The organism is Streptomyces sp. BBFR25 (assembly GCF_044590125.1).
Taxonomy (GTDB): domain Bacteria; phylum Actinomycetota; class Actinomycetes; order Streptomycetales; family Streptomycetaceae; genus Streptomyces; species Streptomyces canus_D.
On the sequence record NZ_CP172447.1, the window covers coordinates 2,568,169 to 2,581,882 of the forward strand.

General features: G+C 73.4%; 13 protein-coding genes. 12 read left to right on the top strand and 1 reads right to left on the bottom strand.

The window, feature by feature from the left end:
- The first annotated feature begins 136 nt into the window (after positions 1-136).
- The 8 genes from ACGH52_RS11660 to ACGH52_RS11695 all read left to right on the top strand — a co-directional run bounded on the left by ACGH52_RS11660 (position 137) and on the right by ACGH52_RS11695 (position 8,431).
- Positions 137-613: a MarR family transcriptional regulator gene (locus tag ACGH52_RS11660; protein WP_121701564.1), complete on the top strand. Its 477-nt coding sequence runs from the start codon at positions 137-139 to the stop codon at positions 611-613.
- A gap of 136 nt (positions 614-749) precedes the next feature.
- Positions 750-1,781: a glutamine synthetase gene (gene glnII, locus ACGH52_RS11665; RefSeq protein WP_121701565.1), complete on the top strand. Its 1,032-nt coding sequence runs from the start codon at positions 750-752 to the stop codon at positions 1,779-1,781.
- Between the two features lie 40 nt (positions 1,782-1,821).
- Positions 1,822-2,751 (top strand): DUF6891 domain-containing protein, encoded by a 930-nt coding sequence (locus ACGH52_RS11670; protein ID WP_210977557.1) that lies wholly within the window; start codon positions 1,822-1,824, stop codon positions 2,749-2,751.
- Between the two features lie 341 nt (positions 2,752-3,092).
- Positions 3,093-3,683: a winged helix-turn-helix domain-containing protein gene (locus ACGH52_RS11675; RefSeq protein WP_210977556.1), complete on the top strand. Its 591-nt coding sequence runs from the start codon at positions 3,093-3,095 to the stop codon at positions 3,681-3,683.
- Positions 3,684-3,753: 70 nt separating this feature from the next.
- The gene (locus tag ACGH52_RS11680) at positions 3,754-4,782 is read left to right on the top strand and encodes an SDR family oxidoreductase (protein ID WP_210977555.1); all 1,029 of its coding nucleotides are present in this window, start codon (positions 3,754-3,756) and stop codon (positions 4,780-4,782) included.
- 52 nt (positions 4,783-4,834) lie between these two features.
- Complete coding sequence (locus tag ACGH52_RS11685; RefSeq protein ID WP_210977554.1) at positions 4,835-6,112, top strand: sensor histidine kinase; 1,278 nt, start codon at positions 4,835-4,837, stop codon at positions 6,110-6,112.
- Positions 6,097-6,750, top strand: a complete 654-nt coding sequence (locus ACGH52_RS11690) for a response regulator transcription factor (protein ID WP_076974029.1) — start codon at positions 6,097-6,099, stop codon at positions 6,748-6,750. Before ACGH52_RS11685 ends, ACGH52_RS11690 begins: the two co-directional genes overlap by 16 nt.
- 160 nt (positions 6,751-6,910) lie before the next feature.
- The gene (locus ACGH52_RS11695) at positions 6,911-8,431 is read left to right on the top strand and encodes a DUF1996 domain-containing protein (protein ID WP_210977553.1); all 1,521 of its coding nucleotides are present in this window, start codon (positions 6,911-6,913) and stop codon (positions 8,429-8,431) included.
- Between the two features lie 78 nt (positions 8,432-8,509).
- On the opposite strand, the gene ACGH52_RS11700 is transcribed toward ACGH52_RS11695, so the two are convergent.
- Positions 8,510-8,953: a hypothetical protein gene (locus ACGH52_RS11700; protein WP_121701993.1), complete on the bottom strand. Its 444-nt coding sequence runs from the start codon at positions 8,951-8,953 to the stop codon at positions 8,510-8,512.
- Positions 8,954-9,087: 134 nt separating this feature from the next.
- Between ACGH52_RS11700 and ACGH52_RS11705 the strand changes: the two genes are divergently transcribed.
- From ACGH52_RS11705 to ACGH52_RS11720, 4 genes are all read left to right on the top strand, one after another.
- Positions 9,088-9,597 (top strand): tetratricopeptide repeat protein, encoded by a 510-nt coding sequence (locus ACGH52_RS11705; protein WP_399938881.1) that lies wholly within the window; start codon positions 9,088-9,090, stop codon positions 9,595-9,597.
- Positions 9,598-9,658: 61 nt separating this feature from the next.
- Positions 9,659-11,590 carry a hypothetical protein gene (locus tag ACGH52_RS11710; protein ID WP_399938883.1) on the top strand — a complete coding sequence of 644 codons (1,932 nt, stop codon included), beginning with the start codon at positions 9,659-9,661 and terminating at the stop codon, positions 11,588-11,590.
- A gap of 84 nt (positions 11,591-11,674) precedes the next feature.
- A complete protein-coding gene (locus tag ACGH52_RS11715; RefSeq protein WP_399938885.1) occupies positions 11,675-12,565 on the top strand; it encodes a metal-dependent hydrolase in 891 nt (296 codons plus the stop codon).
- On the top strand, positions 12,562-13,668 hold the full coding sequence (locus tag ACGH52_RS11720; RefSeq protein WP_121701989.1) for a PDR/VanB family oxidoreductase: 1,107 nt from the start codon (positions 12,562-12,564) through the stop codon (positions 13,666-13,668). Before ACGH52_RS11715 ends, ACGH52_RS11720 begins: the two co-directional genes overlap by 4 nt.
- The last annotated feature ends 46 nt before the right edge of the window (positions 13,669-13,714 follow it).

A 13,714-nucleotide genomic window follows, 5' to 3' on the forward strand; every position in this document is an offset into this window, starting at 1 on the left:
GAGCGGTGCCCCCTGCTTCGCTTGCTCCCTGTTCCTGTCTCCCGGGTAGTATCTCGCCGAGCGAGATACTTGTCGAGCGAGCAGATCGCCGAGGGATCGCCGTACGCTCGCCCGACCGGACCGAAGGGAGCGCCCCATGCCCGACCAGGGACCGGAGATGGAACTCGTCCACCTCCTGCGCGCGGTCGCCGTCGAACTGGGCGCGCACAGCGCCCGGTTCGCCCAGCGCAACGGCATGCACCCCACCGACGTCCGGGCGCTCATCGCGCTCATGGACGCCGCACGGGCGGGCGAATCGATGACCGCCGGGCGCCTGGGCGCCGCGCTCGGGCTGAACTCCGCGGGCACCACGGCGCTGGTCGACCGGCTGGAGCGGGCGGGGCATGTGCGCCGGGTGCGCGACGAACGGGACCGGCGCAGGGTCACCGTCGAGGTGGACGAACGGGCCGTGGCGCTGGGGTGGTCCCACTTCGGACCGCTGATCGGGCGGGCGGTGGAACTGCTGCGCGGGTACGACAAGCGGGAACTGGCGGCGATCAGGGGCTTCCTGACCGGCGTACGGGAGGCGGCCGCGGACGACGGGCGTGAGCCGGACCACAACGGTCCCAGGTAACACGGGGTTCACATACGGGCAACGGTCGGGAAATCGCCCGTTGGCACGCTGCACGGCAGTAGACGCGGCACCCCTGCCGCCCCCGCGCCGCCGCACCCGCACGTGCGCCGAGACCCACCCCGAAGGATGTGGCCCCGTGACCTTCAAGGCCGAGTACATCTGGATCGACGGCACCGAGCCGACGGCCAAGCTCCGTTCCAAGACGAAGATCATCACGGATGCCCCCGCCGGCCTGGACGCCCTCCCGATCTGGGGCTTCGACGGCTCCTCCACCAACCAGGCCGAGGGCAGCTCCTCGGACTGCGTGCTCAGGCCGGTCTTCTCCTGCCCCGACCCGATCCGCGGCGGCGACGACATCCTGGTGCTGTGCGAGGTCCTGGACACGGACATGACGCCGCACCCGAGCAACACCCGCGCCGCGCTGGCCGAGCTGTCCGAGCGCTTCGCCGCGCAGGAGCCGATCTTCGGCATCGAGCAGGAGTACACCTTCTTCAAGGGCGCCCGCCCGCTCGGCTTCCCCGAGGGCGGCTTCCCGGCCGCGCAGGGCGGCTACTACTGCGGTGTCGGCTCGGACGAGATCTTCGGCCGCGACGTCGTCGAGGCCCACCTGGAGAACTGCCTGAAGGCCGGTCTCGGCATCTCCGGCATCAACGCCGAGGTCATGCCCGGCCAGTGGGAGTTCCAGGTCGGCCCGCTGGCGCCGCTGGAGGTCTCCGACCAGCTGTGGGTGGCCCGCTGGCTGCTCTACCGCACCGCGGAGGACTTCGAGGTCTCCGCCACCCTCGACCCCAAGCCGGTCAAGGGCGACTGGAACGGCGCGGGCGCGCACACCAACTTCTCCACCAAGGCGATGCGCGAGGGCTACGACGCGATCATCACCGCCTGCGAGTCGCTCGGCGAGGGCTCCAAGCCGCTCGACCACGTCAAGAACTACGGCGCCGGCATCGACGACCGCCTCACCGGCCTGCACGAGACCGCCCCGTGGAACGAGTACTCCTACGGCGTCTCCGACCGCGGCGCCTCGGTGCGCATCCCGTGGCAGGTCGAGAAGGACGGCAAGGGCTACATCGAGGACCGCCGCCCCAACGCCAACGTCGACCCGTACGTGGTGACCCGCCTGCTCGTCGACACCTGCTGCACGGCGCTGGAGAAGGCCGGCCAGGTCTGAGCCCGGCCGCGCTGTCAGTGGCGCGTGCGAGGGTGGGGACATGGAGATCGACGGTGTCCTCGCCCTCAGGGTCGAGACGGAGAACGGGCAGACGCACACCCGGATCCGGGCGGCGGAGCTGCGGGAGCTGGCGTTGCGCATCGGCCGCGCCGGCGACCGCTTCCTGGTGGTGCAGCGGATACCGGACATCCCCGACGTGTTCACGCAGGTGTGGCACGAGGAGGGCGGGGAGTACCGGCTGGAGCACCGGGCCGCCGCCGACGCGTTCTTCGGGACCGACCTCGACGACGCCCACCGCGCGGCCGACCTCCTGACCGGCTGGGCCCGCCAGGAGCCCGGCTGGGACGCGGGCGTCGCCTGGGAGCCGATCGACCTGGGGCCCCAGGAGGACGTTCCGGAGCTGCCGGACGAGGTCCGGCAGCAGATCGAGCGGCTGATCCGGGAGCGGCTGCGCTGCGGTTACGACAGCCGCAAGGTGCTCGTCCAGGCCGCGGAGGACCACCTCGTCGGCGGCGAGTACGGCGAACGGCCGGTGTCCCGGGCCCAGGCCTGGCGGTCGGTGGACCGGCTGTGGCGGGAGCGGCTGGCCGAGCAGGCGGCCTGGGGCGAGGAGACCACCGACCCGGACCGCCTCACCCGGGTCTTCCAGGCCCTGGACGCGGCCGGTGTCACCGCCCGGGAGAACTTCACCTGCTGCCGGAGCTGCGGCACCGCCGAGATGGGCGCCGAGCGCGAGGGGGCCCGCGGCTTCGTCTTCTTCCACCGGCAGAGCACCGAGGCCGCCGCCGAGGGACACGGGCTCATGCTGCACTACGGCGGTTTCGACGGCTCGCAGGAGACGACGACGGCCGTCGGACACGAGGTCGTGGCGGCCTTCGCGGGCTCCGGACTGTCCACGGAGTGGAACGGCGACCCGGGCAGGGCGATCGCCGTCACCCCGCTGAACTGGCGCAAAAGACTGGAGGGTTGACCGCCCGCTGCGGCCGGTTCAAGCCAGTCGGCGTCCACACACTGAGAGGAGTCTCCTCTCCCCCGCCGCAGTCTGCTTCAATGAGCCCATGGCCAGCTTCCGGAAGTACGCAGCGACGGGTCGCCATGACCTCGAGCCCTTCTGGCCTTCCCGTCAGCACGACGACTTCGACCGGGTGTGTTGCCGCGCGACGATCGCGCCGGCCCGCTAGAAGCCCCACCTCACAGGCCTTCCGCGCCTGCCGCCGGTGCGCACGACGTACGTCCCGCGACGCGCCCGACCACGAACTCGCGCCCGTCGCCCCTCCCGACGAACCTCTCGCGCGAAAGAGCTGACGTCTCATGGCGACCACCCGTTCCCTGTCCACCGTCACCCTCGACTCCCCCACCGCCCGCCCCGACTCCGGCGGCCCCCGGCACCGGCTGCGCGCCGTCGCCCCGGACGAGGTGGCGGACGTCGTGGACCTGCTGCCACCGGGCGCCACCTGGCTGCCCGCGCCCGCGCACACCCTGCCGGCACTGCCGGGACACCCGCCGATGGTCGGCTACCTCGTCCTCGTCCCGGCCGACCGGCAGCCGCCGTTCCGGGACCCGGACCAGGCCCTGGCCGCCCAGGACCCGAGCCTGGCCCGGGGGGAGGAGCCGCTCGTCCGGATCGACGCCGCCCGGCGCACCGCCGCCGTGGACGGACGCGAACTCGACCTGACCTACCTGGAGTTCGAACTGCTCGCCCATCTCGTCACCCATCCGAACCGGGTGCACACCCGCGACCAGCTGGTCACCACGGTGTGGGGCTACGGCCACGTGGGCGACGGCCGCACCGTCGACGTGCACGTGGCCCGGCTGCGCCGGAAGCTCGGCACGGAGCACCGGCACACGATCCAGACCGTGCGGCGCGTCGGCTACAAGTACACCCCGCCCGCGGGACGCTGACCCCCAGCCGCCCGTCTGCTGACGGCAGAGCGGCGTTCCCTCCGGCCGCCGCGCCGGGCACAGTGGCGGCATGAGGCTACTGGTGCTGGGCGGTACGGAGTTCGTGGGGCGGTCCGTGGTCGAGGCGGCGCTCGGCCGCGGCTGGGAGGTGACCGTTCTGCACCGCGGACGGCACGCCCCGCCCCCCGGAGCGCGGGCGCTGCACGGCGACCGCACCGCGCCCGACGGGCTCGACGCGCTGGCCGAGGGCACCTGGGACGCCGTCGTCGACACCTGGTCGGCGGCGCCCCGCGCGGTGCGGGACGCGGCCCGGCTGCTGCGGGAGCGCGCCGGACGGTACGTGTACGTGTCGAGCTGCTCGGTGTACGCCTGGGCCCCGCCCGCCGGGTACACCGAGGACGCCCCGCTCGTCGAGGGCGCCTCGGCGGACGCCGGGCAGCTCGACTACGCCCGGGACAAGCGGGGCGCCGAGCTGGCCGTCCTGGACGCCTTCGGCGCGGACCGCTCGGTGCTCGTGCGGGCCGGGCTGATCCTCGGCCCCTACGAGAACGTCGGCCGGCTGCCCTGGTGGCTCAACCGCATGGCCCGCGGCGGCCCGGTCCTCGCCCCGGGCCCGCGGGACCTGCCCCTGCAGTACATCGACGTACGCGACCTCGCCGACTGGGTGCTCGGCGCGGTGGAACGGGAACTGAGCGGGCCGTACAACCTGGTCTCCCCGCCGGGGCACACCACGACGGGCGCCCTGCTCGAAGCCTGCGCGAGGGTCACGGGCGGCACCGCGGAGCTGCGCTGGACCACCCCCGAGACCGTCCTCGCCGCCGGCATCGAGCCCTGGGTGCAGCTGCCGGTGTGGACACCCCCGGGCAGCGACCTGCACGACGCGCTGCACACCGCGGACGTCTCCCGGGCCCTGGCGACGGGTCTCGTCTGCCGGCCCGCCCGCGACACCGCGGCCGACACCTGGACCTGGCTGCGGGACCTCGGCGGCACGGCGCCCCAGCGCCCGGACCGGCCACCGGTCGGCCTGGATGCGGAGACGGAGGCGAAGGTCCTCGCCGCCGACGGACCCGGCGGGGGTGTATCTGGCACCACCCCCTGATCGGGGTGCCCGGCCCCGTGCCCCGCGCTCTCGCCTCGGCGAGACTGACGCCATGAGCATCGAGACGAAGAGCGGCACCCGGCAGCCGCGGACGCACACGCGGGCCGGGCACGTGGCGCTGTCGGCCGTACGGGGACTGGCGCTGGCGTTCATCTCCCTGCCCGGCGCGGTGGTCTGCTTCTGCCTGACCATGGTGTCCATCGCCCTCGTCCCGATCGGGGTCGGCATCGTCACCACGCCGTGGGTGCTGACGGGGGTACGGGCGTTCGCGGACCGGCGGCGGCTGCTCGCCGCCGAGTGGGGCGGGGTGCGCATCCCGCGGGCGTACCGGCCGCTGCCCGAGGGCGCCAATCCGTGGGCCCGCACCTTCGGCATGCTCCGCGACCCGGCGACCTGGCGGGACATCGGCTGGCTGCCGGTCGACATGACCGCGGGCTTCGTCACCGCGCTGCTGACCGCCGTCCTGGCGCTCTACCCGCTGGAGGGCTTCGCCATCGGGGCCGGGCTGTGGCGGGTGCTGCCCGACGGCTACTGGTACGGCTTCGTCCGGGTCACCGACCAGACCTCCGCCCTCTACGCCGCCGCGCTGGGCGCCGTGCTCCTCCTCGCCGCGCTCTGGCTCACCCCGCTCCTGCTGCGCGCCCACTTCCGGCTCACCGGCGCGATCCTCGGCTCCGGCCAGGGCGAACTCGCCGAGCGGGTGCGGGTGCTGACCGAGACCCGGCGCGACGCCGTCGACACCTCCGCCGCCGAACTGCGCCGCATCGAGCGCGACCTGCACGACGGGGCGCAGGCCCGGCTGGTCGCCGTCGGCATGGACCTGGGCACCATCGAGGCACTGCTGGAGAAGGACCCGGCGAAGGCCAGGGAACTGCTCGCGCAGACCCGGCAGTCCTCCGCCGACGCCCTGACCGAGCTGCGCGACCTCGTGCGCGGCATCCATCCCCCGGTGCTCGCCGAACGCGGTCTGGGCGACGCGGTGCGCGCCCTGGCCCTGCGGCTGCCCGTCACCGTCGAGGTCGAGGTGGACCTGCCCGGCCGCGCCGAGGCCCCCGTGGAGTCGGCCGCGTACTTCGCGGTGAGCGAGATCCTCACCAACGCGGTGAAGCACTCCGGCGCCGACCGGATCTGGATCGACCTGCACCACGAGGAGGGCGGGCTGCGCGTCTCCGTCACCGACAACGGCAAGGGCGGCGCCCTGGTCGGAGCGGGTTCGGGCCTGGCCGGGGTGGAACGGCGACTCGGTACATTCGACGGCGTCCTGGCCGTCAGCTCGCCCGCGGGCGGCCCCACCATGGTCACCATGGAGATCCCTTGCGCGTTGTCCTAGCCGAAGACCTGTTCCTGCTGCGCGACGGACTGGTCCGGCTCCTGGAGGCCCACGACTTCGAGATCGCCGCGGCCGTCGAGACCGGCCCCGAGCTGTCCCGGGCCCTGGCCGAACTGGAGCCGGACGTCGCCGTGGTCGACGTCCGGCTGCCGCCCACCCTCACCGACGAGGGCCTGCAGTGCGCGCTCCAGGCCCGCCGCGACCGGCCCGGGCTGCCGGTGCTGGTCCTCTCCCAGCACGTGGAGCAGCTGTACGCGCGCGAACTGCTGGCCGACGGCAGCGGCGGGGTGGGCTACCTGCTCAAGGACCGGGTGTTCGACGCGGAGCAGTTCGTGGACGCCGTACGGCGGGTGGCGTCGGGCGGTACGGCGATGGACCCGCAGGTCATCCAGCAGTTGCTCAGCCGACGCGCCGCGGAGGACCGGCCGTTGGAGCGGCTCACCCCCCGCGAGCTGGAGGTGCTGGAGCTGATGGCGCAGGGCAGGACCAACGCGGCGATCGCCGGCAAGCTCGTCGTCACCGAGCGGGCGATCGCGAAGCACACGGCGAACATCTTCGCCAAGCTCAGCCTCGAGGTCTCGGACGACGACAACCGCCGTGTGCTGGCGGTTCTGGCGTATCTGGACCGCGGCCGCTGAGCCCGTCGCACGTCCCACGCGTCCCACGCGTTCCCAGCAATTCCCGAGACGGGTGAACACCCCCGGAGCGGCTTCCGTATGGAGGGGAGCCGCTTCACTCCTGTCGGGCGCCTTCGATGCCCCGCGAGCGATGCCCCCGCAAGGAAGTCAGAGGAGTTCCATGGGACGCAACACAAGAAAACGCCGTACGCCGCTGGCCACCAAGATCGTAGCCGGGGCGGCGGCCCTGGCGGTCGGCGGGGGCGGGCTGGTCTGGGCCAATTTCTACGCTTCGGCGCACGAGGAGCACTCCGGCCAGAACCGGACCAGGTCGGCCGGCGCGCAGGTCGCGACGATCGACTGCCCCGACGTCGGCCAGAAGATCCGGGACGTGCCGGACCGGGCGCGCGGGGAGGTGGACGGCGAACTGGCCTCGATGGACAGCCAGATCACCGAGGCCTACCAGCGCCTGGCCACCACGCGGCGGGCGCAGGCGGGTGACGCGCGGTTCGTCGAGAACAGCATCCTCGGCCCGCTCAAGGAGCGGCGGAAGGCGCTCATCGACCGGATCCAGCTGGAGATCAACCGGGCCGGCGGCAAGGCCGACGACAACCTGGACGAGCTGGCCGGATGCCAGGGACGCCCCGCGGACCAGCAGCAGAACGGCGACGGCCGGCAGGGAGACGGCGGCCAGAACGGCGGCGGTCAGGACGACGGCCAGAACGAGGACGGCCAGAACGGCGACGGCCAGAACCAGGACGACAACGGCAACGGTGTCGCCGGTCCGGTCGCCGACGACTTCATCGACATCAACGACGTCCAGCCGAACTCCCGCAACAGCCGCAACGGCCTGGCCGCCGACGGCGACGGCGGTTCCACCGGCACCTTCACCACCGACTGCGGCGTCAACGAGAACAACCTGTTCAACAGCGACAACCTGATCGCCGCCCCGGGCGTCGACAACGGCGCCCACCACACCCACGACTACGTCGGCAACCAGGACAACGACGCCTTCTCCAGCGACGAGGACCTGGCGAACGCGGACACCTCGTGCCAGAACCAGGGCGACAAGTCCACGTACTACTGGCCGGTGCTGCGCCTCCAGGACGGTACGCAGGAGTTCGACGCGAACGACCAGGGCGGCGGCGCCGAGGGCAACATCGGCAAGATCCTCAAGCCCGCCCAGGCCGAGCTGAGGTTCGTGGGAAGCCAGCAGGGCGACGTGGTCGCGATGCCCAAGTTCCTGCGCATCATCACCGGTGACGCCAAGTCCTTCACCAACGGCGACGCGAACGCCAACACCTCGTGGAGCTGCTCGGGCTTCGAGGACCGCCAGGTGACGGACAAGTACCCGCTGTGCCCCGAGGGCAGCCAGGTGCTGCGGACGACCAACTTCCAGAGCTGCTGGGACGGTCAGAACATCGACAGCGCCAACCACCGGGACCACATGGCGTTCGTCCAGGAGGACGGCAGCTGCCCGAACGGCTTCCAGGCCATCCCCCAGCTCCAGGTCCGCCTCGCGTACGACATCCCCACCCCGACCGTCGAGAACGGCCAGGTGCGGAACCCGTACGCCGTGGACAGCTTCCCGGAGCAGTTGCACAAGCCGATCACCGATCACAACGACTTCATCAACGTCATGGACGAGGACCTGATGAACGAGGTGGTCGACTGCATCAACCGCGGCGAGGACTGCCAGTAGCGGTACCGGCCCGGTAGGGGAAGAGGGCCGGTGACGGAAGTCCGTCACCGGCCCTCTTCGCGCGTCCGCGCCGCCCGGTCAGCCGCCGTGCCCCGCGTGCTCTGACTGCCCGGCCGAGTGCCCACCGCCGCCCCCGTGCCGGACGCCCTGTTCCAGCGTCCCGCCGAGCCGTCCGCGCAGGTCCGCCACCACGTCCTCGTGGCCGACGGCGACCCATTTGCGGCCGACGAGGTAGTAGCCGCCGTAGTCCTTGGCGGTGTTGATCCACTCGCGCTGCCCGCGGTCGGTGGAGAAGGTGGCGAGGACGTACTTCTCGCCGCCCTTCCCGCAGAGGGCCTGGCGGATGGTGTCGGCGTCGGTCTGCATGTCCGGGGCGCACTCGGCCTCGGCGGCCAGGTGTTCCAGGCTGCCGGTCGCCGTCACGGGCACGGCGCTCTCACCGTCCCCGTCGGCGCCGCAGCCCGTCAGCGCCAAGGCCGCCGCCAGGGCGGCCGGCGCGAGCATCGGTCGGGTCAGCCTCATGTGTTCCTCCGGTCCGCTGTCGACATGCCGCACGGAGCCCCCCGGGAGGGGCTCTCGCCATCGATACGGGCGCGGGGCGCGAAGTACTCAGGAGCACGGGTGCCGTTGTGCGGACGGCGTGCGAGAGTGGCACCGTGGACCAGGACTGGGAAGAGCGCGTGACGGCCGCCTGGGCGGCGTTCGACGAGTACGCCGAGGAGGATGCCTCCGACTTCCGGGCGGTCATCGACGCCCTCGCCGACGAGTTGCCCGCCGACAGCCCCCTCGGCCTGTTCGAGCGGGCCTGTGCCTGGGACTCGACGGGCCACTCCGACCGGGCCGTGCCGCTGTACCGCGAGGCGTTGGAGCGCGGGCTCGGCGAGGCCAGCGCCTACAAGGGGCGCCGGGCGAAGATCCAGCTCTCCAGCTCCCTGCGGAACACCGGGCACCCGGAGGAGGGCGTGCGGCTGCTCTCGCCGGAACTGGTCGCTCCGTCAGACGAGTTGGACGACGCCGTACGGGCCACGCTGGCGCTCTGCCTGTCCAGCCTGGGCCGCGACCGCGAGGGCCTGGCCCTGGCGCTCGGCGCGCTCGCGCCCCATCTGCCGCGCTACCAGCGCTCGATGGCCAACTACGCGCGGCTGCTGGTGGAACCGGAGCAGTAGCGCCACCCCGCGCGGGCCGGTCGTACGGTGACCATCGCCCCGTTCGCTCGTTCTGCTGAACGTGCAGCCACAGGATGTCGCCCCGCGCCCCGCACCGTCCGCCGCCTCCCCGGCCGACCCGGTCGTCGACGTCGAGCAGGCCGAGGCCGCGCTCGTCGAGCACTATCCGCGCCTGGCCCGGCTGGCCTACCTGGTGCTGCCACCGGGCCTCGGCCGGGGCCGCCGCGTCCTGAGCGCGCACGCCCTCACCCAGCGCGCCCTGCCCCGGACCCGGACGACGACCCCGGTCATCCCGGCCCAGGCAACCGGCCGCGAGGTCGACCCCGGGTACGCGCTGGTCCGGCTGCGGGTGGTGCGTACGGCGCTGGAGGCGGGGCTTCCGCTGCGGCGGCGGGCATGGCCCAGGCGGTCCCAGTTGCCGCCGGTGCTGCCCCATGTGCGGGGCCTCAAGCTCTTCCCGCGCGCGGGCGGCGCGGACGAACTCGCCCTGGACCAGAAGCTGTCCGCCCTGACCGGGCCCGGCCGGGCGGCGTACGTGCTGCGCGGTCTGGAGCGGCTCCCCGACGACGGGGTGCGGCAGGTGCTGACGGCCGCCGGGGTCGCCGACGTGGACGCCGCGTTGCGGGAGGCCGACGGGGTGCCGGGGCAGTACGCGCTGCTCGGCTCGCCCGAGTTCGACCCGTGCTCGCTGCAGGCCCGGCCGACCGATCTGCTGCGTCGGCGCCAGCACATGAAGGCCGCGCTGGTCGCCGGGGCGGCGCTGGTGGTGTGCGGGGCGCTGCTCGGCCTGCCCGGGGACGGCTGGGGACCGGACGGTGCCGCCGCTCCGCCGTACGCGCGCAATCCCGCGGCCGAGGCCGCGCTCGATCCGGGCAGGCTGACGAAGGTCGCGCCCACCGTGTGGGAGACGTCCGCGCGCACGGACTTCTCGGTGTGGCCGGCGCGCGGTGGCCTCACCGGTGACGAGGAGCTGCTGCACCGTGCCCTGGCGGTGTGGGCCCGGCCCGGCGAGAGCGTGGGGGTGTCCGCGACGCCGGGGACCCAGACCGGTGGTCCGGCCGGTCCGCCGCAGTTGCTGTACGCCGGGGACGTCGACAACGCCCGGGTGGTGATCCTGCACGACGGTCTGCGTCTCGTCCGGTACGCCGAGCCGAAGGACGGTTCCGCCGGTGCCGCCCTGGACTTCGCGCGGACCGACGGGGCCGGCCGGGCCACGGCGACCGCGGTGGTCCTGGGCCGGGCCGACGGCAACGTCCGCTATCTGACGGCCCCGTGGGTGACCAAGGCGGCCGGGCGCGATCTCGCCGGGCCGGCCTCCGGCGCCAAGGAGCTGACGCTCACCGACGGCGTGACGTCCCCGCTGGCCAGCCCCGTGCAGCAGCGGTCCGGGGCGTGCACGTCGTGGAACGTGCTGGAGCTGACCGACGGTTCGGACACCCGGGTGGTGACCGACCTGGGCGAGTTGGTGCCGGCCCGGCTCACCACCGGGCGCCCCGGTGCCGCGAAGGACGCCTCGGGCGCGAAGGCGCTGGGTGCCTGGGCGCCGTACGCGTGCTCGCTGGGCGCGGTGCGCGGGCAGGGGGTGCGGTCGGTGAACGCCTGGGAGTTCGCGACGCAGCCGCTGCCGGACGGGACGGGGGCCGGAGACTGGGTGTGCACCCGCGCCGAGACCTGGCGCGGTGCGGGGGCCCGGGTGCTGGCGCAGTTCCGTACGCCGGGCGGGGCGCAGGGCGCGGTGGCGGCGAAGGCGCAGGACGTGCCGGCGTGCGGCGAACGTGATCCGCAGGTGCTGGCCGGGGTGCTGTGGAAGTCGGAGGGCGGGCACTGGTACCTGCTCGCGGCGGGCGGCCCGGACACCGAGTCGATCGAGGCGACGGGCGGTATCGAGGACGCCGCGGACGGCAACCTGCTGACGGCCGGGGCCGAGCAGGGCGCGCGGGCCGAGCTGAAGGGCACTCTGGACGGCGGGCGGACGATCGGCGGCCTGCGCTAGCCCGCACCGAGCTAGTTGACACTGGCGTCAACAAGTACCGGCAGGAGGGTTCCGCCGGACCGTACCCGTCAGTACATTGACGCCATGTCTAACAAGCATGTCCCGCTCAAGGCCCGGAAGGTGTCCTTCGCCTGGGAGGACACACCGCTGCACTGGGTGCCGGGGGACCCGTTCACGACCCACACCATCAACGTGCTGCACCTGCTGCTGCCCGCCGGGGAGCGGTGGTTCGTGCACGTCTACAAGCAGGTGCTGCCGTACATCCGGGACGAGCGGCTGCGCGAGGACGTCATCGGCTTCATCGGGCAGGAGGCGCTGCACTCCCAGGCCCACGACGAGGTGCTGCCGCACCTGCGGGACCAGGGGCTCGACCCGACGCCGTACACCGCGCAGGTCGACTGGCTCTTCGAGAAGCTGCTGGGCGACCGCACCCTGCCGCCTGGCCGCCCGCGCCGCTGGTGGCTGCTGGAGCGGGTGGCGCTGATCGCGGCGATCGAGCACTACACGGCCTTCCTCGGCGACTGGGTCCTGAACGCCGAGGCGCTGGACCGGCGGGGCGCCGATCCGACCATGCTGGACCTGCTGCGCTGGCACGGCGCCGAGGAGGTCGAGCACCGGTCCGTCGCCTTCGACCTCTTCGTGCACGTGGACGGTGACTACGCGCGGCGGGTGCGGACCTGGGCGACGGCGTTCACCGCGCTGGTGTTCCTGTGGCAGCGCGGGACCCGGTTCTTCATGGCGAACGACCCGACGCTCGTCGACGGCCGGGCCGGCTTCCGGGACTTCCACCGGCGCGGCCGGCAGGGCCTGCTGCCCTCGACCGGCGCGATCGCCCGCTCCATACCCGGCTATCTGAGCCGCTCGTACCACCCGTCCAGGGAGTGCTCCACCGAGCAGGCCGTCGCCTACCTCGCCGCCTCCCCCGCCGCCGTGGCCGCCTCGGCCGCCGAGAAGTCCCGGGAGAGTGCCGCATGAGGCCGCGTCCGAAGCCGGTGTCGGCTCTGCTGCTCGCGGCCGGGGCCGCGCTCGTCGTCCGCCGGGCGCTGCGGCGCCGGGTCCAGGGCTCTCCGCTGTGGCCGCTGCCCGCGCTGGACCCGCCGGTCTCCGGGCGGCCTCGCGCCCGCGCGCTGACCCTGCTGGTGACCGCGCACGAGCGGCTGGCCGACGGGGTGGTGCGGCTGCGCCTGGAGGGGACGGACCTGCCGCGCTGGGAGCCGGGCGCCCACCTGGACCTGGTGCTGCCCTCGGGTCTCGTACGGCAGTACTCGCTGTGCGGCGACCCGGAGGACACCTCGTCGTACACCGTGGCCGCGCGGCTGGTCGAGGACGGGCGGGGCGGCTCGCGCGAGGTGCACGAGCAGGTGCAGGAGGGCACGGAGCTGGAGGTGCGCGGGCCGCGCAACCGCTTCCCGCTGGTCGAGGCGCCCGCCTACGCGTTCGTCGCCGGGGGCATCGGCATCACCCCCGTGCTGCCGATGCTGCGGGCGCTGCCGGCGGGCGCCGACTGGCGGCTGCTGTACGGCGGGCGGACGCGGGCGTCGATGCCGTTCCTGGAGGAGATCGAGAAGCTGGACCCGGAGGGCGAGCGAAGCGAGATGGGGGTCCCCCCGGCCGGAGGCTGGGGGAGGGTCACCGTCGTCGCCGAGGACGAGGACGGGCGGCCCGGTCTCGACGCCTTCCTGGCGGACCTCCCCGAGGGGGCGGCCGTGTACTGCTGCGGCCCGGAGGGCCTGATGGCGGCCGTGGAAGAACGCCTCCCGGCGGGCGCCTCGCTGCACCTGGAGCGGTTCGCGCCGCGTACGACGGCCGACGGCGACGCGGAGTTCGAGGTGGAGCTGCGCCGCAGCGGGCGCACACTGACCGTGTCCGGCGACTCCTCGGTGCTGGCCGCCGTGCGCGCCGAGCTGCCGAACACCCCGTACTCCTGCGAGCAGGGCTGGTGCGGGACCTGCCAACAGAAGGTGCTGGAGGGCGAGATCGATCACCGGGACGAGCTGCTGACCGACTCGGAGCGCGGCGACTCGATGCTCATCTGTGTCTCCCGGTGCCTCGGTACGCGGCTCGTGCTCGACATGTGAACGCCGATGTCCGGTCCGGCCCGTTCGGGGCCGGATTCGATCGGTA